The 19260-nt window shown below is 71.4% G+C and carries 16 protein-coding genes and 1 pseudogene; 9 read left to right on the top strand and 8 right to left on the bottom strand.

Going from position 1 to position 19260, the window contains the following annotated elements:
- Positions 1 to 27: 27 nt before the first annotated feature.
- The 3 genes from ilvA (at position 28) to ABZ079_RS22990 (ending at position 3307) form a co-directional block, all read left to right on the top strand.
- Entirely contained in the window at positions 28 to 1257 is a 1230-nt protein-coding gene (gene ilvA, locus ABZ079_RS22980; RefSeq protein WP_356941298.1) for a threonine ammonia-lyase, read from the top strand.
- A gap of 194 nt (positions 1258 to 1451) precedes the next feature.
- Positions 1452 to 2453, top strand: coding sequence for an ATP-binding cassette domain-containing protein (locus ABZ079_RS22985; RefSeq protein ID WP_356941299.1), 1002 nt, complete (start codon positions 1452 to 1454; stop codon positions 2451 to 2453).
- On the top strand, positions 2450 to 3307 hold the full coding sequence (locus ABZ079_RS22990; RefSeq protein ID WP_356941300.1) for an ABC transporter permease: 858 nt from the start codon (positions 2450 to 2452) through the stop codon (positions 3305 to 3307). Before ABZ079_RS22985 ends, ABZ079_RS22990 begins: the two co-directional genes overlap by 4 nt.
- A gap of 62 nt (positions 3308 to 3369) precedes the next feature.
- On the opposite strand, the gene greA is transcribed toward ABZ079_RS22990, so the two are convergent.
- Together greA and ABZ079_RS23000 are read right to left on the bottom strand one after the other, a co-directional pair.
- Complete coding sequence (gene greA / locus ABZ079_RS22995; protein ID WP_356941301.1) at positions 3370 to 3870, bottom strand: transcription elongation factor GreA; 501 nt, start codon at positions 3868 to 3870, stop codon at positions 3370 to 3372.
- 203 nt (positions 3871 to 4073) lie between these two features.
- Positions 4074 to 4472, bottom strand: coding sequence for a DUF4307 domain-containing protein (locus ABZ079_RS23000; RefSeq protein ID WP_356941302.1), 399 nt, complete (start codon positions 4470 to 4472; stop codon positions 4074 to 4076).
- Between the two features lie 101 nt (positions 4473 to 4573).
- Here ABZ079_RS23000 and mca point away from each other — a divergent pair, with 101 nt between their 5' ends.
- Together mca and ABZ079_RS23010 are read left to right on the top strand one after the other, a co-directional pair.
- A complete protein-coding gene (gene mca / locus ABZ079_RS23005) occupies positions 4574 to 5455 on the top strand; it encodes a mycothiol conjugate amidase Mca (RefSeq protein ID WP_356941303.1) in 882 nt (293 codons plus the stop codon).
- Positions 5448 to 5711 (top strand): hypothetical protein, encoded by a 264-nt coding sequence (locus ABZ079_RS23010; protein ID WP_356941304.1) that lies wholly within the window; start codon positions 5448 to 5450, stop codon positions 5709 to 5711. The genes mca and ABZ079_RS23010 overlap by 8 nt, the downstream gene beginning before the upstream one ends.
- A 157-nt stretch (positions 5712 to 5868) precedes the next feature.
- On the opposite strand, the gene ABZ079_RS23015 is transcribed toward ABZ079_RS23010, so the two are convergent.
- The gene (locus tag ABZ079_RS23015; RefSeq protein WP_356941305.1) at positions 5869 to 9072 is read right to left on the bottom strand and encodes a tetratricopeptide repeat protein; all 3204 of its coding nucleotides are present in this window, start codon (positions 9070 to 9072) and stop codon (positions 5869 to 5871) included.
- A 125-nt stretch (positions 9073 to 9197) separates the two neighbouring features.
- A complete protein-coding gene (locus tag ABZ079_RS23020; protein ID WP_356941306.1) occupies positions 9198 to 9569 on the bottom strand; it encodes a hypothetical protein in 372 nt (123 codons plus the stop codon).
- Positions 9570 to 9684: 115 nt separating this feature from the next.
- Between ABZ079_RS23020 and ABZ079_RS23025 the strand changes: the two genes are divergently transcribed.
- The 3 genes and pseudogenes from ABZ079_RS23025 to ABZ079_RS23035 all read left to right on the top strand — a co-directional run.
- The gene (locus ABZ079_RS23025; RefSeq protein ID WP_356941307.1) at positions 9685 to 10275 is read left to right on the top strand and encodes a helix-turn-helix domain-containing protein; all 591 of its coding nucleotides are present in this window, start codon (positions 9685 to 9687) and stop codon (positions 10273 to 10275) included.
- Positions 10256 to 12289: a thioredoxin domain-containing protein gene (locus tag ABZ079_RS23030; protein WP_356941308.1), complete on the top strand. Its 2034-nt coding sequence runs from the start codon at positions 10256 to 10258 to the stop codon at positions 12287 to 12289. Before ABZ079_RS23025 ends, ABZ079_RS23030 begins: the two co-directional genes overlap by 20 nt.
- A 445-nt stretch (positions 12290 to 12734) precedes the next feature.
- Positions 12735 to 12839: pseudogene (locus tag ABZ079_RS23035) on the top strand (galactose oxidase-like domain-containing protein); the annotation flags it as partial.
- 132 nt (positions 12840 to 12971) lie between these two features.
- On the opposite strand, the gene ABZ079_RS23040 reads toward ABZ079_RS23035, so the two are convergent.
- The 4 genes from ABZ079_RS23040 to ABZ079_RS23055 all read right to left on the bottom strand — a co-directional run bounded on the left by ABZ079_RS23040 (position 12972) and on the right by ABZ079_RS23055 (position 16787).
- Positions 12972 to 13727, bottom strand: a complete 756-nt coding sequence (locus tag ABZ079_RS23040) for a Mut7-C RNAse domain-containing protein (RefSeq protein WP_356941309.1) — start codon at positions 13725 to 13727, stop codon at positions 12972 to 12974.
- 33 nt (positions 13728 to 13760) lie between these two features.
- Positions 13761 to 14402, bottom strand: coding sequence for a TetR family transcriptional regulator (locus ABZ079_RS23045; RefSeq protein WP_356941310.1), 642 nt, complete (start codon positions 14400 to 14402; stop codon positions 13761 to 13763).
- Positions 14399 to 15964 (bottom strand): MFS transporter, encoded by a 1566-nt coding sequence (locus ABZ079_RS23050; protein ID WP_356941311.1) that lies wholly within the window; start codon positions 15962 to 15964, stop codon positions 14399 to 14401. Before ABZ079_RS23050 ends, ABZ079_RS23045 begins: the two co-directional genes overlap by 4 nt.
- 109 nt (positions 15965 to 16073) lie before the next feature.
- A complete protein-coding gene (locus ABZ079_RS23055; RefSeq protein WP_356941312.1) occupies positions 16074 to 16787 on the bottom strand; it encodes a hemolysin III family protein in 714 nt (237 codons plus the stop codon).
- Positions 16788 to 17067: 280 nt separating this feature from the next.
- Here ABZ079_RS23055 and ABZ079_RS23060 point away from each other — a divergent pair, with 280 nt between their 5' ends.
- A complete protein-coding gene (locus ABZ079_RS23060) occupies positions 17068 to 18891 on the top strand; it encodes a phosphoenolpyruvate carboxykinase (GTP) (protein ID WP_356941313.1) in 1824 nt (607 codons plus the stop codon).
- Positions 18892 to 19260 lie beyond the last annotated feature (369 nt).

Genomic DNA, 19260 nt, shown 5'->3' on the forward strand with positions numbered 1-19260 from the left:
GCGACTGTGAACTGCGATGCTGGAGTCATGAGCTATGGCACGGCTGACTCCTTGCGTTGCGTCACCCTCGACGATGTGCGCGGAGCGCAGAAGATGCTCTCGGGCGTTGCACGGGTGACCGCGATGGAAAGCAGCCGGCACCTGTCCCAGCTGGCCGGCGCGCCGGTCCACCTCAAGTGCGAGAACCTCCAGCGGACCGGCTCGTTCAAGCTGCGCGGCGCCTATGTGCGCATCGCCGGGCTGCTGCCCGAGGAGCGGGCGGCCGGTGTGGTGGCGGCGAGCGCCGGGAACCACGCGCAGGGCGTGGCGCTGGCCTCCTCGCTGCTGGGTGTGCACTCCACGGTGTTCATGCCGAAGGGCGCCCCGCTCCCGAAGATCAGCGCGACCCACGACTACGGCGCCGAGGTGCGCCTGCACGGCCAGGTGGTCGACGAGACGCTGGCGGCCGCCGAGGAGTACGCGGCCCAGACGGGCGCGGTGTTCATCCACCCCTTCGACCACCCGGACGTCATCTCCGGGCAGGGCACGGTCGGCCTGGAGATCCTGGAGCAGTGCCCGCAGGTGCGCACGATCGTCGTCGGCATCGGCGGCGGCGGGCTCGCGGCCGGCATCGCGGTGGCCGTGAGGGCGCTCCGGCCGGACGTCAGGATCGTCGGGGTCCAGGCGGAGGGGGCCGCCTGTTACCCGCCCTCGCTCGCCGCCGGCCGCCCGGTGTCGCTGGAGAACCCGGCGACGATGGCCGACGGCATCAAGGTGGGGCGGCCGGGCGTGGTGCCGTTCGGGATCATCGACGAGCTGGTCGACGAGGTGCGCACGGTCAGCGAGGACCAGCTGTCGGCCGCGCTGCTGCTGTGCCTGGAGCGGGCCAAGCTGGTCGTGGAGCCGGCCGGGGCGAGCCCCGTCGCGGCGCTGCTGTCGGCGCCGGACGCATTCGAGGGCCCGGTCGTCGCGGTGCTTTCCGGCGGCAACGTCGACCCGGTGCTGATGCAGCGCGTGCTGCGGCACGGCATGGCCGCTCAGGGCCGCTATCTGGCGGTTCGGCTGCGGTTGACGGACCGGCCGGGTGCCCTCGCCACGCTCCTCGGCGTGTTGTCAGGGGTGGACGCCAACGTGCTCGACGTGAGCCACGTACGAACCGACCCCCGGCTCGGGCTGACCGAGGCGGAGGTGGAGCTGCACCTCGAGACGAAGGGCCCGGCCCACTGCGTCGAGGTCGGCCAGGCCCTGCGGCACGCCGGTTACACGGTCATCGACTGAGGCCGGTCCCGGTCCGGCGCGCTGGGGCATCACCCGTTCGGGTCCATCCGGGCCGGACCCTCTTCCCGGACGCGATATAACGCGTTACGGTCTCTCCTGTGGCCGCCGGATCGCCCGCATCCGAGCAGCGCAGGCGGAATCGCGCGCGCAAATCTAGCCTTTTCCGGAGAATCCCCGAAGACGTGGAGACACACATGCCAGGCGCCATCTATGCCGAAGGCCTGGTGAAGACCTTCGGCGACGTAAGGGCACTGGACGGCGTCGACCTCGACGTGCCCGAGAGCACGGTCCTCGGCCTGCTCGGGCCGAACGGCGCCGGCAAGACGACCGCCGTCCGCTGCCTGACGACACTGCTGCGCCCCGACAGTGGCAGGGCCGTCGTCGCGGGTGTGGACGTGCTGAAGCATCCCGACGCGGTACGCCGCTCCATCGGCCTGTCCGGCCAGTTCGCGGCGGTCGACGAATACCTGACCGGCCGGGAGAACCTGCAGATGGTCGGGCAGCTGTACCAGATGAGGGCGAAGGCGGCGAAGGCGCGCGCGGCGGAGCTGCTGGAGCAGTTCCACCTCGCCGACGCCGCCGACCGTCCCGCCAAGACCTACTCCGGCGGTATGCGCCGCCGTCTCGACCTCGCCGCGGCCCTCGTCGTCTCACCGCCGGTGATGTTCATGGACGAGCCGACGACCGGTCTCGACCCACGCAACCGCCAGCAGCTGTGGGAGGTCATCAAGCAGCTCGTCTCCGGCGGTACGACCCTGCTGCTGACCACGCAGTATCTGGAAGAGGCCGACCACCTCGCACACGACATCGCGGTGGTCGACCAGGGCCGGGTCATCGCCAAGGGCACCTCCGACCAGCTCAAGGCCCGCACCGGCGGCGAGCGCGTCGAGGTCGTGGTGCACGAGAGGGACCACATCGCGACCGCCGCCGAGGTGCTGCGCGGCTTCGGCAAGGCCGACACCACGGTCGAGGAGCACACCCGCAAGCTCACGGTCCCCGTCACCGGCGGCGCCAAGCTGCTCGCCGAGGTCATCCGGGAGCTGGACACCCGCGGGATCGAGATAGACGACATCGGCCTGCGCCGCCCCACCCTCGACGATGTCTTCCTGTCCCTGACGGGGCACGTGGCCGAGGTCGAGGACGCGGGGAACGGCGAGCAGGTCCGCAAGGACACCCGCCAGGAGGTGGTGAAGTGAGCGCCGTCACCGACGCCGTGCGGGTGGCGCCCCCGGGCAATCCCGTCAGCCGGTCCGTCCGCGACTCGATGGTCGTCGCGAAGCGCAACCTGATCCGTATGTCCAGGATCCCGGAGATGATCGTCTACGGGCTGATCCAGCCGATCATGTTCGTGGTGCTGTTCACCTACGTCTTCGGCGGCTCCATGCAGATCGGCGGCAGCACCAGCGCCCTCGACTACAAGAACTTCCTCATGGCGGGCATCTTCGCGCAGACCGTCACGTTCGCGACCGCCAGCTCAGGCGCCGGCATCGCCGACGACATGCACAAGGGGCTCATCGACCGCTTCCGCTCCCTGCCGATGGCGCGCGGCGCGGTGCTGACCGGGCGCACGCTCGCCGACCTCGTGCAGACGACGGTGACCCTGGTCGTGCTCGCCGTGGTCGCTCTGCTGGTCGGCTGGCGTGTCGGGTCCGACGGCGCAACGAACGCCGGCATGGTCCTCGCGGCCTTCGGGCTGCTGCTCCTGCTCGGCTACGCGTTCACCTGGATCGGCGCCCTGATCGGCATGTCCGTCCGCACCCCCGAGGCGGCCACGTCCAGCGGACTGATCTGGCTGTTCCCGGTCACCTTCATCTCCAACGCCTTCGTGGACCCCAGTCATATGACCCCGTGGCTGCGCCACATCGCCGAGTGGAACCCGTTCAGTGCCACCGCGCAGGCGTGCCGCGTGCTCTTCGCCAACCCGGGGCAGTCCACCTCGCAGGCCTGGCCGATGCAGCATCCGGTCTGGGCCTCGCTGATCTACTCCGTCCTGATCATCGTGATATTCCGTACGCTCGCGGTCCGCAAGTACCGCTCGGCCACCGCGTGACGGCATGACGGAGCCCCTGGCGTCAGGCGGACGCCAGGGGCTCGATGCCAACCAGGGCCGGATCAGCCGGAGTACGGCTCGGCCTTCAGGATCCTCACCGAGGCCTTCTTGCCGTTCGGCAGCTCGTACTCCGCGTCCTCGCCGACCTTGTGGCCGATCACGCCCGAGCCGAGCGGGGACTGCGGGGAGTACGTCTCGATGTCGGCGCTCGCGTACTCGCGGGAGGCGAGCAGGAACGTCAGGGTGTCGTCCTCGTCACCGTCGAAGGCGATCGTGACGACCATGCCGGGCGCGACCGCGCCGTCCGCGGAAGCCGGGGCCTCGCCGACCTTGGCGTTCTCGAGGAGCTGGGTCAGCTGGCGCACGCGCAGCTCCTGCTTGCCCTGCTCCTCCTTGGCCGCGTGGTACCCGCCGTTCTCGCGCAGGTCGCCCTCCTCGCGCGCGGCGGCGATCTTGGCGGCGATCTCCGTGCGCGCAGGACCAGTAAGGTACTCAAGCTCGTCCTTGAGCTTGTTGTACGCCTCCTGGGTCAGCCAGGTGACGTTCTCGCTGGTCTGGGTCACAGGGTGCTCCTCGTCGGTACTGGAATACAAAAGCATCGCCCTACCCAGAAGAATGTTCCCTCATGGATGGGCGAAACCACGAGCCTAACAATTCAACGGCGCAAGGGGGAGGACATAAGCCATCAGAATCACATCAATGCAGGTCAGCGCGTACGCATTCCGGGTGAAGCCGGGGAGTGTCCGTCGGGACGGGCGGGAAAACGTCAGTCCGCGTGACAGCCGAGCAGCTGGGCCGTCGTCCCCTTGGCCGTCGTACGGAGCGTGACGACCTTGTCGATACGCGTGGCCGACCCGGTGAAGGTGAAGTCGGCCCGGCCCACCTCGGCGCCGTCCGCCGCCTGCGAACGCAGGGTGCAGTAGCCCTCGGTGCCGGAGTCCTTGTGGACCTCGAGATGCACCTCGACCGCGTCCTCCGAGGCCCGGAAGGTGATCACCTGAGCGCTGATCTCGTTCTGTGCGACGTAGTGGTAGGCGAAGTAGCCGATCAGGGCGACCAGGACCGCACCGAGCACCACGCCGGCGATCCTGAGCTTGCGGTCGGCGCGCTCGTCCGACGAGCGGCCGTAGCGGCCCTCGGGCAGCCGCGTGCTCGCCGTGCTCATGATCGTCCTCTCCGCGGAATTATTCGCCCCCCGATTCCGTCACTATAGAAGCCGCCGATCGCGCCGAAGACACGGGGCGCCGACTGACCGAGGATTGAGTCTTGACTGACCAGCTGCGACTGATGGCCGTTCACGCGCACCCCGACGACGAGTCGAGCAAGGGCGCGGCCACCATGGCGAAGTACGTGTCCGAGGGGGTGGACGTGCTGGTGGTGACCTGCACCGGCGGAGAGCGCGGGTCCATCCTCAATCCCAAGCTGCAGGGCGACAAGTACGTCGAGGAGCACATCCACGAGGTGCGCAAGAAGGAGATGGACGAGGCCCGGGAGATCCTCGGCGTCAAGCAGGAGTGGCTCGGCTTCGTCGACTCCGGTCTGCCCGAGGGCGACCCGCTGCCGCCGCTGCCCGAGGGCTGCTTCGCCCTCGAGGACGTCGACAAGGCGGCCGGCGAGCTGGTGCGGAGCATCCGCTCCTTCCGCCCGCAGGTGATCACGACCTACGACGAGAACGGCGGCTACCCGCACCCCGACCACATCATGACCCACAAGATCTCCATGGTGGCGTTCGAGGGCGCGGCGGACACCGAGAAGTACCCCGAGGCCGAGTACGGGCCCGCCTACCAGCCGCTGAAGCTCTACTACAACCAGGGCTTCAACCGCCCTCGCACCGAGGCCCTGCACCACGCGATGCTCGACCGCGGCCTCGAGTCGCCGTACGGGGAGTGGCTCAAGCGCTGGAGCGAGTTCGAGCGCAAGGAGCGGACCCTGACCACGCACGTTCCGTGCGCGGACTTCTTCGAGATCCGCGACAAGGCGCTGATCGCCCACGCCACGCAGATCGACCCCGACGGCGGCTGGTTCAAGGTCCCGCTGGAGCTCCAGAAGGAGGTCTGGCCGACGGAGGAGTACGAGCTGGCGAAGTCCCTCGTCGACACCTCCCTCCCCGAGGACGACCTCTTCGCGGGCATCCGGGACAATGCCTGACATGAGCGCAAGCGTGAGCCTGGCAGTGACGCACCTCGTCCCCCTCGCCAAGGAGGTCGACGAGAACAAGGTCACCCCCGGCGTCCTCGGCTTCATCGTGTTCGCGGTGATGGCCCTGGCGGTGTGGGGCCTGATGAAGTCGATGAGCAAGCACATGCAGAAGGTCGACTTCAAGGAGGCGGACGCCTCCGGCGAGGAAGCCGCGAAGGGCGGCAAGACCGAGGCCGTCGGCGGGGCGAAGCCACGGCAGGGCTGAGGCGTCACGAGCGGCCGGCTCGGCACCGCCGGGCCGGCACGTCGTGGTGGCCCGCTGTTGCGGCGGGTTCGCCATCAGCGGCGCCCGCGGGCCTGCCCAGCGGACGCCGCCCCTCCCGTCCACTGAGCCGCCGAGCGCGCCGTGCCGCCGCTCCCGCTCACCGCGCCGCCGGCACCGCCACTCCCATCACCTCGCGGGCGTGGCGGTCCGGAGTCATGCGCAGCCGCCACGCCTGCCAGCCCGCCTCCAGCTGGACGCCCCGCTCCAGCAGCAGGGCGTACGCGGAGGCGTAGTCGGCCAGTTTCTCGTCGCGCAGCGGATGCGTGGCGCGGGCCAGCTCGGCCAAATCCTCCTGGGCGACCGCCGTGCCCACCTCCACCCCGCCCGGCGCCGCATACGGCAGCAGGGTGCAGCGCAGAAAACGGGCCCAGTCCTCACCGCGCCGGTCGCCGTAGGACGTGAACAGGGCGAGCGCCTCGTCGCACAGGGCCAGTGCCTGCTGCGTACGGGCGTTGCCCGCGTCGACCACCGCCAGCTCCAGGCAGGTCCACGCCTCGCCGTGGGCGACGCCGATGCGCTGGAAGTCGGCGCGGGCGTCCACGAGCAGCTGACGGGCGAAACCGGAGTTGCGCAGCGAGCCGGTCTGCGCGGCCCGCTGGTCCCGGGTGACCCGGGCCGAATGGTGACGGGCGCAGGCCAGGCCGTAGACGTCCCGCATCCGGGAGAACATCGTGCGGGACCGCTCCAGGTCGCGCACCGCCTGATCCAGATCCCCGGTCTCCTCCAGCGCCTGCCCCAGGTAGTACAGCGTCCACGCCTCGCCGCGCGCGTCCTCGTTCTCCCGGTGCCGGGCGGCGGCCTGCCCGAGGCCCTCCACGGCGGCTGAGGCGTCGCCGTCCACCAGACGGGCCCGGGCCAGCTGGGTCAGCGCCCAGGCCTCCCCGCGGGCGTCGTGCGTACGGCCGTACCGCTCCAGGGCGGCTCGCAGCTCCGTCTCCGCGCGCGGCACGTCACCCATGCGCAGGGCCAGCTGACCGAGCTGGAAGTGAGCCCAGGCCTCGCCGTGCACCGAGCCGCCCTCGTCGTGGAGTACCAGGGAGCGGCTGAGCAGATCCAGGGCCTCCGGCAGTCGGGCGCGGTCGCGCTGGACCGCGGCCAGCGCGTGCATCGTCCACGCACGGTCCGTCGCCAGCTCCGGCGCCGCCTGCATATCCAGCGCCTCCTGGAGCCTGGCCGCCGCCTCGGTGAGGTTGCCCTGGTGGTGCAGGGTGATCCCGAGGGAGGTGAGGGCGCGGGCGGCACCCGCGTCATGGTGTGCCTCCCGGTACAGGTCCACGACCGAGGCCAGCGTGGTGCGCGCCTTGTCCAGCTCGCCCAGGTGCCGGGCCGCGATACCGGTGCGCCACTGCACCGAGCGCACCAGCAGCCCCTCGTCCACGGCCTGCGCCAGGTCGCTGATCTCACCGAGCCGGTACAGGTCGCCGCGCAGCAGGCAGTAGTCGCACAGCGCGCCGAGCAGGTTCAGCACGGCCGCCTGGTTCACGCCCTCGGCGTGGCGCAGTGCCGCCGTGATGAAGCTGGACTCGTCGTCCAGCCAGCGCAGTGCCTCGTCGAGGGAGGTGAAGCCGTGCGAGCCGAACCGGTTCGAGCGGGTCGACATGTTGCCGTCCACCAGGCGCAGCACCGAGTCGGCCAGCTCCGCGTAGTTCACGATCAGCCGTTCCTGCGCCGCCGCGCGCTCGGCCGGGTCCTCCTCGTCCGCCAGCCGGGCCTGGGCGAAGGCCCGCACCAGGTCGTGCAACCGGTACCGGTTGCCGCGTACATGGTCGATCAGTCCGGCCCGGGCGAGCGCCACCAGGTGCCGGGTGGCCTCGGCCTCGTCCGTGGCGAGCAGGGAGGCGGCCGCCGCCGCGCCGAGCGAGGCGCGGCCCGCGAGGGCGAGCCTTCTCAGCAGCCGGCGGGCGGCCTCCGGCTGATCGGTGTAGCGCAGCCACAGCGCACGCTCCACCGGCTCCACCGGGCCGTACACGCCCAGGTCGGTGGCCAGCTGCCGTGGTGAGCGCGGGCCGAGCGCGGAGCCCGCGATCCGCAGCGCCAGCGGCAGACCCCCGCACAACGCGCGGACCTGGTCGGCGGATTCGGCGTCGTAGGGGCCCGACGCGTCATCGGCGGCCGCGGCCAGCAGTTCCTCGGCGCCCGCCCCGTCCAGCGGTTCCACCGGCAGGTGGTGCACCCAGGCCGGGACGTCCGCCGGCAGTTCCAGGGCCGCACGGGCGGTGACCAGGACCAGGCTGTCGGAACGCTCCGGCACCAGCGCCCGCACCTGCTCCGGGTCCGAGGCGTCGTCCAGCACGATCGTCACCGGCAGACCCGTCAGATGCCGGTGATACAGCTCGCCGAGCCGCTTGACCTGCTGGTCGGGGGAGGAACGCTCCCGGAACAGCAGCTGCTCGCGGGGCGCGCCCAGGCGGTTGAGCAGGTGCAGCAGGGCGTCCCGGGTGGTCAGAGGAGCCTCGTCCCGGCTGTTGCCGCGCAGATCCACGACCACCGCGCCCCGGAAGTGGTCCCGCAGATCGTGCGCCGCTCGCACCGCGAGCGTCGTGCGGCCCGAGCCGGGCTCACCGTGCAGGACGACGACCGTCGGCCGGGTCTCGGTGGCGGCCCGGGCGGCCTGCGCCCACTGCGTGATCCGCAACAGCTCCTGCCGCCGCCCGGCGAACGGACCGGCGGGCTCGGGCAGTTGGCCGAACGACTGTTCCAGCACCGTGCGCCTGCGGGCCGCCGCGCTCTTGTCCGCGCCGCGCAGTGCCGGGCCGCCCGTCTTCTTCGGGCCGGTGGAGGCGCTGAGCATTCGCTGCTGGTCGAGGAACGGCCGGATGCCCCGCACCTCCAGCGCGGTCAGCCATTGCAGTCGCAGCTGCTCCGGCCCGCCGGGCTGGCCGGCCTGGCCTGCGCGGCGATGAGCGGCCGGCAGATGAGACCCGGCCACCTTCACCACCGTGGCCGCGGCGCCCACCACGCCCGCTACGGCACCGGCGCCGACGGCCGTGCCGGTGCCGGTCCCGAGGGACAGGTCGGCCACGGCGGCGGCGAGCGCGGCAACAACCGCCGTCAGCATGGCCGTTCCGGCGCCCTCGCGGGCGTAGCGCTGGCCGAAGGTCAGCCGGCCCCCCTCGGTCTCGTCCAGCGCGTGTGTGTAGGCCTCGTACTCCTCGTCGGCCGAGCGTGCCATCGCGTCCAGCGCCGCGCACGCCCGCGACAGCAGCAGCTGGCCGTCGATCCGCCCGCCCGAGCGCCGTACCTCCTCCTCCACGGCCCGCGCCACCAGCCGCTCGGCCTCCGCCCGATGGTTGTCCCGCATGTCCCGTCCCCCTCCGGCGCCAACTCCACTGCCTACGAGTGTCCTTCGGGCAGGCCGGGAGCGCGAGGGGTGGTGATCGAGAGGGGTGAACAGGGTGGGGCGGCGACTCCTTCGCCCGCGCGTGGCTACCCCCGAGCCGCCCACCCCTTGGCCAGTGCCAGGGCCACACACGCCCCCGCCAGCGCCCCCTCCGCCACCGCGCACACCAGGGCCTGGACCAGAGCGCCGCCCGCCTGGGCGGTCGTTATATCGAACCAGGCGTCCAGTACGGCGACGGACGCCGTCGCGGAGGCCGTGAGACGGGCCCGGGGGTCGCCTCGCAGGCCGAGCAGGGCCGTGGTGGCGCAGCCCGCCGCCATGAGGGCGTCCAGGCCGATCCAGGCCAGCCGCCAGTTGCCCACCTGGGTGCTGCCCGGCAGCGTCACGGCCAGGACCACCATCCACGGCACCAACAGGACCGCCGCCGCCCCCAGCGCGCGCAGGATCCACTTCCTCATCCCTGCCCCCTCTCCCTGGCTCCGTGTCTCCACAGTAGACCGCAGAGATAATTCTGCAAAGAAATCTCGGCAGACGTCGGGGACGGCTCAGGGTTCTCAGGGTTACCGTGGCCGCATGACCGACGGCCTGCCCGAGATGACCAGCCTTGAGCGCACCGCTCTCTACAAGTCCCTCGGCAACCCGCTGCGCCGCCGGATCCTCGACTACCTCGGCCGGCACGGCGAGGCGAACTCCACCGTCCTCGCCCGCGAACTCGGCGAAAGCTCCGGCACCACCAGCTACCACCTGCGCAAACTCGCCGAGCAGCGGCTCATCGAGGAGATCCCGGAGAAGTCCGGCGGCCGCGAGCGATGGTGGCGGGCGCTGCCCTTCCGGCACACCACACCCGACCCGGCCGCGATGGCCCCCGAGGAGTACGCGGCCGCGGCCCGGCTCGCCCATCTCAAGATCGAGTTCGACACCGCGCTGTACCGCCGCGCCCACCAGGAGTACCGCGGCCCCGAGGGCTGGGCCCAGGTCCAGCGGCACGGCGCCTGGATGACCAGGGAGGAACTGCTCGCCTTCATGCGGGACTACCACGCCCTCCTGGAGCGCTACGGCCACCCGCGCGAGGAGGCACCGCAGGAGGCGCGCCCGGTGCTGATGCGTTTCTACGCGGTGCCGGAGCCCGTGGGAGAGTGGAACGGTGAACCGACTGGCCCATGAGACGTCCCCGTATCTGCTCCAGCACGCCGACAACCCCGTCGACTGGTGGCCCTGGTCGGCCGAGGCCTTCGACGAGGCCCGCAGGACCAACAAACCCGTGCTGCTGAGCGTCGGGTACAGCAGTTGCCACTGGTGTCACGTCATGGCCCACGAGTCCTTCGAGGACCAGGCCACCGCCGACTACCTCAACGCGCACTTCATCAGCGTCAAGGTCGACCGGGAGGAGCGCCCCGACGTCGACGCCGTGTACATGGAGGCCGTCCAGGCGGCCACCGGGCAGGGCGGCTGGCCGATGACCGTGTTCCTCACCCCGGACGCCGAGCCGTTCTACTTCGGCACCTACTTCCCGCCCGCCCCCCGGCACGGCATGCCCTCCTTCCGGCAGGTGCTGGAGGGCGTCCAGCAGGCCTGGAGCACCCGGCACGACGAGGTCAGCGAGGTCGCCGGGAAGATCGTGCGCGACCTCGCCCAGCGCGAGATCAGCCACCAGGGCGCCCAGCCGCCCGGCGAACAGGAACTCGCGCAGGCCCTGCTCGGGCTCACCCGCGAGTACGACCCGCAGCGCGGCGGGTTCGGCGGCGCGCCCAAGTTCCCGCCGTCCATGGTGCTGGAGTTCCTGCTGCGCCACCATGCCCGCACCGGCGCCGAGGGCGCCCTGCAGATGGCCCAGGACACCTGCGAGCGCATGGCCCGAGGCGGCATCTACGACCAGCTCGGCGGCGGTTTCGCCCGCTACTCCGTCGACCGGGACTGGGTCGTGCCCCATTTCGAGAAGATGCTCTACGACAACGCCCTGTTGTGCCGCGTCTACGCGCACCTGTGGCGGGCGACCGGCTCCGGCCTCGCCCGGCGGGTCGCCCTGGACACCGCCGACTTCCTGGTGCGCGAACTGGGAACGAACGAGGGCGGCTTCGCCTCGGCGCTCGACGCCGACAGCGACGACGGTTCGGGCCGGCACGTCGAGGGGGCGTACTACGTCTGGACGCCCGAGCAACTGATCGGCGTCCTCGGCGAGGACGACGGCCGGCTCGCCGCCCAGTACTTCGGGGTGACCGCGGAGGGCACCTTCGAGCACGGCCAATCCGTCCTGCAACTCCCGCGGACCGAGGGCGTGTTCGACGCCGAGAAGGTCGCGTCCGTCAAGGACCGGCTGCTGCGGAAGCGGGCCGAACGTCCCGCGCCCGGCCGGGACGACAAGGTCGTCGCCGCCTGGAACGGCCTCGCGGTCGCCGCGCTCGCCGAGACCGGCGCCTACTTCGACCGGCCCGACCTGATCGAGGCGGCCCTCGCCGCCGCCGACCTCCTTGTCCGTGTCCATCTGGACGAACACGCCCACCTCGCCCGGACCAGCAAGGACGGCCGAGTCGGACCCAACGCGGGTGTCCTGGAGGACTACGCCGACGTCGCCGAAGGCTTCCTCGCGCTCGCCTCCGTGACCGGGGAGGGCGTCTGGCTGGACTTCGCCGGACTGCTCCTCGACCATGTGCTGGCCCGCTTCACCGACCCGGAGACCGGCGCCCTGTACGACACCGCCTCCGACGCCGAACGGCTCATCCGCCGGCCCCAGGACCCCACCGACAACGCCACCCCCTCCGGCTGGACCGCCGCGGCCGGCGCACTGCTCGGCTACGCCGCCCACACCGGCTCCGGGCCCCACCGCACCGCCGCCGAACGGGCGCTGGGTGTCGCCAAGACGCTCGGACCGCGCGTGCCCCGGTTCATCGGCTGGGGGCTGGCCGTCGCGGAGGCGCTGCTCGACGGGCCCAGGGAGGTCGCGATCGTCGGTCCGTCCCTGGACGACGAGAGGGCAGCCGACCTGCATCGCACGGCCCTTCGGGGCACGGCCCCCGGAGCCGTCGTCGCCTACGGCACCCCGGGCAGCGACGAGTTCCCGCTCCTCGCCGACCGCGCCCTCACCGGCGGTGACCCCACCGCGTACGTCTGCCGCGGCTTCGTCTGCGACCTGCCGGTGACGGACCCGGCGACCCTGAAGACGAAGCTGACCGGGCCCTGAAGACGAAGCCGACCACCCCCTGACCCCCGCCCCCGCCGCCCTCGCCACCGCTGCGAACGGGGACGGGGCCGAAACGGCAGCGGGGCCGGAACGGCGGGGACGGGGTGGCGGTGAGACCGGCGGGGACAGAGCGACCGGGTCAGGCCACGGGGCAGACCGAGGGAGCACGGCGGGGCAGACCGGTGGGTCACACCCGGTGGCGGACTTGAGGGGCCGGTCCGGCGGGGACAGGCCTCGCGCCGAGCCGGCGGATGCCGGGCCGAGCGTGCTGCCCGACTGCCAGCCGACGCCGGCGGATGCCACGCCACGGCCTCGCTGCACGACCCGGCGACCAACACCTTCCAGGCGGGCCTGGCCACCGACCCGGCCCCACGGCGAACTACCAGCCGCCGTACCTGTTCACGGGCGACCGGCCGCAGATCACCTCGCTCGCGAGCACCCGTTTCACCTCACCGGCAACCCCAACCTGGCACTACCCGGCTGGTACCTGCTGTCGGTGGTCGACGCCCAGGGTGTGCCGTCGGTCTCCGAGTGGGTGCGCATCGGCCCGGAGGGCCAGATCGCCGCGGCCCGCGTGCAGTCCTTCGCCGACGAACCGAAGGCGGGCACCCACGGCACGCATGACGGCATGCAGGCCGGCGCCGCGAGGGCTACGACGGCTGCGACGACGCCCACGGCCGGATCAACCAGTGCCGGCGGAGCCGCATGCGGGCGCTGGCCCGCGACCCTTCAGGGCGCGCTCCACGATGGCTTCGAGCTGTTCGTGGTGCGCGCCCTTCCAGTAGGCGCGGCCACACGCGGTGCACTGGGCGAAGACGTCGTACGAGCGTTGCGTGCCGCCCTTGAGCTGGTCGGCGACCTCCTCCTTGGTGGCCTCCGTCAGCAGGCCGTTGCAGGCGGTGCAGCGGCTCCACGGGTGCAGGTCGGGGGCGAAGCGGTCGAGGATGTCGTGGAGCTGGTCATCGGGGCGGGTGCTGTAGACGAACGCGCCCGCCCACAGCTCGCGGCGACGCAGCAGGCCCCGGTCGCGGCTGAGCATGACCCGCTTCTCGGCCGCCGAGCGGGCGGCGAGAGCCGGGTCGCCGATGTCGGTCGACTCGTACGCCGTGTCGACGCCGAGCAGGCGCAGCCGGCGGGCCAGGGTGCCGAGGTGGACGTCGAGGAGGAAGCGGAGCGGGGCGCCGGGAACCCGCTGGGGGCGTTCCACCGGCCGGACCGCGACCCGCTCGCCCGCCTCCGGGACATGGGAGGGAGGTACCTCGCGGCCGTCCACGAGCAGCGTGCCGACCTCGGTCAGCGGAACCCCGAGGGACTCGACGACATGGCCGAGGGTCGAGACGCCGTCCGTGGCCAGGGCGGTGGCGCGGGCGCGGCGGGCCGGCGGGACGAACAGATGCAGTTCGGGGGCGACTTCGACGTGGATCTCGGGTGCGGTCACCCGGTCAGGATCGCACGGGCCGGCGGGGTGGCCTCAGGGGTTTTCGTGGAAGAGGCCGTTCTGCATGACCTCCAGGGCGCGGTCGACCAGGGCGGTGAAGTCGTCCCGGTGGCCGTTCTCGGCCCAGTACAGCGAGGTCTCCATCAAGCCGCCGATGAGGGACATCGCGTAGACCCGTACCTCCAGGCCGTTCGGGTCCCGGCCGGTGCGCTCGCCGATGGCGGTGCAGAGCATGCGGCCGCTGACCGACATGCTCTCCATCATCCGGGACCGCACCGCCGGCACCTCGACCATCAGCCGGGTGCGCAGCCGCGCCACCTCCGCGTCCTCCTCGACGCCCGTGCGGATGGCCTCCCGCATCACGTACCGGATGGAGTCGGGCCAGGGCTCGTCGGCGGGCCGGGCCCGCAGCTCCTCCAGCAGGATCGGGTCGTACTCGTCCGTGAGGACGATGTCCTCCTTGGTCGGGAAGTAGCGGAAGACGGTCGACGGCGACACCTCGGCGCGGTCGGCGATCTGCTCGATCGTCGTCGCGTCGTACCCCTGCTCCGCCACCAGGTCGTACGTGGCCTGGCGGATCGTCTCCCGGGTCTTGATCTTCTTTCGCTCGCGCAGGCTCGGCTGGGGGCGGTCGGCGGGGGTGCGGGGGGAGTGTGCGGCCGTCATGGGGATCATTGTCGAGCATCGGCCTTCGGGGTGACCAGGTCCGGGCCGGCGCTCTCGGTGCGCCGGGTCGCGGCTGCTCCCGGCAGGAACGCGCCGGCCAGCAGGGCGGCGACCAGTGCCGCGCCGCCGGAGATGAGCAGGGTCAGGCCCATGCCGTGGACGTACGCGCTGTTCGCCGAGGCCGCGAGGTGGGCCGAGCCCGCCTGGTCGGCGACGACGTGCGCCGCGACCACGGAGTCCCCTGCGGAGTCGGCGGCCCGCGCGGGCAGTCCGGTGACGTCGAGCCGGTCGCGGTAGGCGCTCGAGAGGAGACTGCCGAGCAGGGCGATACCGATCGCGCCGCCGACCTGCCGCAGTGTCATCAGCAGTCCGGAGCCGCTGCCGGCCCGGTCGGCGGGCAGTGTGGCGAGTGCGCCGTCCATCGCCGGTACGACCGCGAAGCCGAAGCCGAAGCCGACGACCGAGAGCCACACGGCGGTGAAGCCGTAGCCGGAGCCGACCGTCGTACGGCTGCCGAGCAGGGCGGCGAAGGCGAGGGCCACCAGGCCGGCGCCGACCACGCCGCGGGCCCCGAAGCGGGCCACGAGGGGCTGGGCCGCCCGCGCGGCGACCACCAGTCCCCCCATCATCGGCATGAGACGCAGGCCGGTGCCGAGGGCGTCGTGACCCAGGACGGCCTGGAGATACGGCGGCAGCACGAACAGCAGGCCGGACAGCACGAACATCACCAGGGTCGCCGCGAGTGCGTTGAACAGGAACCCGCGGTGGGCGAGCAGCGCCATGTCGAGCATGGGCCGCGCCATCCGCCGCTCACGCACCGCGAGCGCGGCGATCAGCGCCACGGCCCCGCCGATCATGCCCAGGACCAGCGGATCGCCCCAGCCGCGCTCCGGCGCGTCGATGATCGCGTAGATGAGGGCGCCGAGCCCGGCCGCGGTGAGCGCGCTGGAGACGGCGTCCACCTTCGGCGAGGCCGGGTCCCGCGTCTCGGGCAGCAGGAAGACGCACGCGGCGATGCCGATCGCGGCCATCGGGACGTTGACGAGGAAGACCGAGCCCCACCAGAAGTGGTTGAGCAGCCAGCCGCCGAGGATCGGGCCGAGCGGCATGCCGAGGGCCGAGGCGGCGGCGATGACCCCGACGGCCTTGGTGCGCTCGGCCGGGCCGAAGAGCGAGGGCAGCACGGACAGGGAGAGCGGGGTGACGAGCGCACCGCCGACGCCCATCACCGCCCGGGCGGCGACGACCGCGTTCACACCCCCGGCCAGCGCGCCGACCAGTGAACCGGCGAGGAAGATCCCCAGCCCGGTGATCAGCATCAGGCGCCGCCCGAACCGGTCGCCGAGCAGCCCGGCCGGGAGCATCAGTGCGGCGAAGACGACGACGTACGCGTCCGCCATCCACTGCTGCTCGCCCGTGCCGGCATGGAGCTGCTCGGCCATGGTCGGCAGCGCGACGTTGAGGATCGTCATGTCGAAGCCGAGCACCAGCATGCTCGTGACGAGGGCACCGAGGGCCCACCAGCGCCGTGGGTCGAGGCCCACGTCATCCCTGTGTGTGACAGTAACCATGAAATGAAAGTAACTCTCAGAAGGTAGTGACTGTCAATAAACGAGGGGTGGGCGGGCATGAAAAATGGCCACGGCTGGAGAGCCGTGGCCATCTCGACGAGGGCGAGGGTTACGCGTGCTGGTACGCCACCAGCGAGATCCCGACGTAGTGGACGATGAACGCGGCGAGCGTGAGGGAGTGGAAGACCTCGTGGAAGCCGAACCAGCGCGGTGAGGGGTTCGGGCGCTTGATGCCGTAGATGATGCCGCCCGCGCTGTAGAGGAGACCGCCGACGATCACCAGGACCAGCACGGCGATGCCACCGGTGCGCATGAAGTCCGGCAGGAAGAAGACCGCGGCCCAGCCCATCGCGATGTAGCACGGGGTGTAGAGCCAGCGCGGGGCGCCGACCCAGAACACCCGGAAGGCGATGCCGGCCACCGCGGCGCCCCAGATCCCCCACAGCAGCCACCGGCCCTTGGGGGCGGGCAGGAGCAGCAGGGACAGCGGGGTGTAGGTGCCCGCGATGATCAGGAAGATGTTGGCGTGATCGAGGCGGCGCAGGACGCCGTCCATGCGAGGGCTCCAGTCGCCCCGGTGGTACAGCGCGCTGACGCCGAAGAGCAGGCAGGCGGTCAGGGCGTAGATACCGCAGGCGAGACGGCCTCTGCTGGAGTCGGCGAGGGCGGTGAGCACGAGGCCCGCGATGAGTACGGCCGGGAACATGCCGAGGTGCAGCCAGCCCCGGAGCCTGGGTTTGACCGGATGCGGCAAAGAGAGCGCGACAGGACCGCGGCCGGCGGCCGGCGTGTCCGTGGGCGCGTCGGAGGCGGACGCAGTCATGGGCGGAATGGTACCTACGCCGCCGTAGGTCAGCCGTCAGCGCACGGCCATCGAAAGCCGCCCGGCAAAAGTTTCTTCAGCTGAACCCAACATGAACGCAAAAAATCCCGGAAACCGTGTGATTCCTCACGCTGCTCACCTGTGATGCCCTCTGGACAGATGGGCACTAGAATCGGATGATCAAATGAGTGCGGTCGGCACCGGATGAGCGGCTACGAAGCATCCGGGCCGCGGCCCCCACGGGGCGAACAAGACAAAAATCCCTCCCTTAGGAGCAACCGTGGCGCGCGACATCGCGGCTCCCACCGGCGTCCCCACCCACCATCAGGAACTGATCTCGTGGGTCAACGAGATCGCCGAACTGACGCAGCCGGACAGCGTGGTCTGGTGTGACGGCTCCGAGGCCGAGTACGAGCGGCTCTGCGAGGAACTGGTAGCCAAGGGCACCTTCAAGAGGCTCGACCCGATCAAGCGCCCACACTCGTACTACGCGGCCTCCGACCCGACCGACGTCGCGCGCGTCGAGGACCGGACCTTCATCTGCTCCGAGAAGGAGGAGGACGCGGGCCCCACCAACCACTGGAAGGCCCCCGCCGAGATGCGGGAGATCTTCTCCGGTGAGCAGGGCCTGTTCCGCGGCTCCATGCGTGGCCGCACCATGTACGTCGTGCCCTTCTGCATGGGCCCGCTCGGCTCCCCGCTGTCCGCGCTCGGCGTGGAGATCACCGACTCCGCCTACGTCGCCGTGTCCATGCGCACGATGACGCGCATGGGCCAGGCCGTCCTGGACGAGCTGGGCGACGACGGCTTCTTCGTCAAGGCCGTCCACACCCTCGGCGCCCCGCTGGAGCCGGGCCAGGAGGACGTGCCGTGGCCCTGCAACTCGACCAAGTACATCTCGCACTTCCCGGAGAGCCGCGAGATCTGGTCCTACGGCTCCGGTTACGGCGGCAACGCCCTGCTCGGCAAGAAGTGCTACGCCCTGCGCATCGCCTCCGTCATGGCGCGGGACGAGGGCTGGCTGGCCGAGCACATGCTGATCCTCAAGCTCACCCCGCCGCAGGGCGAGTCGAAGTACGTCGCCGCCGCTTTCCCGAGCGCCTGCGGCAAGACCAACCTCGCCATGCTGGAGCCCACGATCTCCGGCTGGACCGTGGAGACCATCGGCGACGACATCGCCTGGATGCGCTTCGGCGAGGACGGCCGCCTGTACGCGATCAACCCCGAGGCCGGCTTCTTCGGCGTCGCGCCCGGCACCGGTGAGCACACCAACGCCAACGCCATGAAGACCCTGTGGGGCAACGCCGTCTTCACGAACGTGGCGCTCACCGACGACGGTGACGTGTGGTGGGAGGGCATGACCGAGGAGCCCCCGGCCCACCTGACCGACTGGAAGGGCAACGACTGGACGCCGGCGTCCGAGACCCCGGCCGCCCACCCCAACGCCCGCTTCACCGTGCCGGCCTCGCAGTGCCCGATCATCGCGCCGGAGTGGGAGGACCCCAAGGGCGTGCCGATCTCGGCGATCCTCTTCGGCGGCCGCCGCGCCACCGCGGTGCCGCTGGTGACCGAGTCCTTCGACTGGAACCACGGGGTCTTCCTGGGCGCCAACGTGGCCTCCGAGAAGACCGCCGCCGCCGAGGGCAAGGTCGGCGAGCTGCGCCGCGACCCGTTCGCGATGCTGCCGTTCTGCGGCTACAACATGGGCGACTACATGGCCCACTGGGTCGACGTGGCCAAGGACAAGGACCAGTCCAAGCTGCCGAAGATCTACTACGTCAACTGGTTCCGCAAGAACGACGAGGGCAAGTTCGTCTGGCCGGGCTTCGGTGAGAACTCCCGCGTCCTGAAGTGGATCGTGGAGCGCCTGGAGGGCAAGGCCGAGGGCGTCGAGACCCCGATCGGCGTGCTGCCGGCCAAGGGTGCGCTGGACACCGACGGTCTCGAACTGACCGAGTCCGACCTGGACTTCCTCCTCACGGTCGACAAGGAGGTCTGGCGCGAGGAGGCGGCCCTCGTCCCCGAGCACCTCAACACCTTCGGCGACCACACCCCGAAGGAGCTGTGGGACCAGTACCGCGCCCTGGTCGAGCGGCTGGGCTGAGGCCCGCGGCAAAGACTCCACGGCCGGTCCGGATGCCCTGACCAGCGATCGTCACGACCGGCCGTGGTGACGTCATCGAAGGCCCCGCACAACGGCGTGCGGGGCCTTCGTCCTGCGCGCGGGGGTCCGCCAGAGCCGGAACCGCGGAGCAGGCCCTCTCCGCTCGCCCACGGGAGCCTCATCGATCCCGCGATGTGCGGGCGGCGGGGCCGGCGCCGTTCCGCGGCACGGCGACCACGGCGACGACGCCGACGGCGGCACCAGCAGCGACACCCACAACGACGGCCCCGGAAACGACACCGTGACCGGCTCGTACGGCAACGGCCGGCTCACCCCCCACCGACGGTGTGGCCGGCGACGACAAGGCCC

It is taken from the genome of Streptomyces sp. NPDC006314, assembly GCF_040613075.1.
Classification (GTDB): domain Bacteria; phylum Actinomycetota; class Actinomycetes; order Streptomycetales; family Streptomycetaceae; genus Streptomyces.

Bases quoted from the DNA above. Each gene is read 5' to 3' on its own strand.
- ilvA (WP_356941298.1), top strand. From the start codon at position 28: ATGAGCTATGGCACGGCTGACTCCTTGCGTTGCGTCACCCTCGACGAT.
- ABZ079_RS22985 (WP_356941299.1), top strand. From the start codon at position 1,452: ATGCCAGGCGCCATCTATGCCGAAGGCCTGGTGAAGACCTTCGGCGAC.
- ABZ079_RS23000 (WP_356941302.1), bottom strand. From the start codon at position 4,472: ATGAGCACGGCGAGCACGCGGCTGCCCGAGGGCCGCTACGGCCGCTCG.
- ABZ079_RS23010 (WP_356941304.1), top strand. From the start codon at position 5,448: ATGCCTGACATGAGCGCAAGCGTGAGCCTGGCAGTGACGCACCTCGTC.
- ABZ079_RS23015 (WP_356941305.1), bottom strand. From the start codon at position 9,072: ATGCGGGACAACCATCGGGCGGAGGCCGAGCGGCTGGTGGCGCGGGCC.
- ABZ079_RS23020 (WP_356941306.1), bottom strand. From the start codon at position 9,569: ATGAGGAAGTGGATCCTGCGCGCGCTGGGGGCGGCGGCGGTCCTGTTG.
- ABZ079_RS23025 (WP_356941307.1), top strand. From the start codon at position 9,685: ATGACCGACGGCCTGCCCGAGATGACCAGCCTTGAGCGCACCGCTCTC.
- ABZ079_RS23045 (WP_356941310.1), bottom strand. From the start codon at position 14,402: ATGATCCCCATGACGGCCGCACACTCCCCCCGCACCCCCGCCGACCGC.
- ABZ079_RS23050 (WP_356941311.1), bottom strand. From the start codon at position 15,964: ATGGTTACTGTCACACACAGGGATGACGTGGGCCTCGACCCACGGCGC.
- ABZ079_RS23055 (WP_356941312.1), bottom strand. From the start codon at position 16,787: ATGACTGCGTCCGCCTCCGACGCGCCCACGGACACGCCGGCCGCCGGC.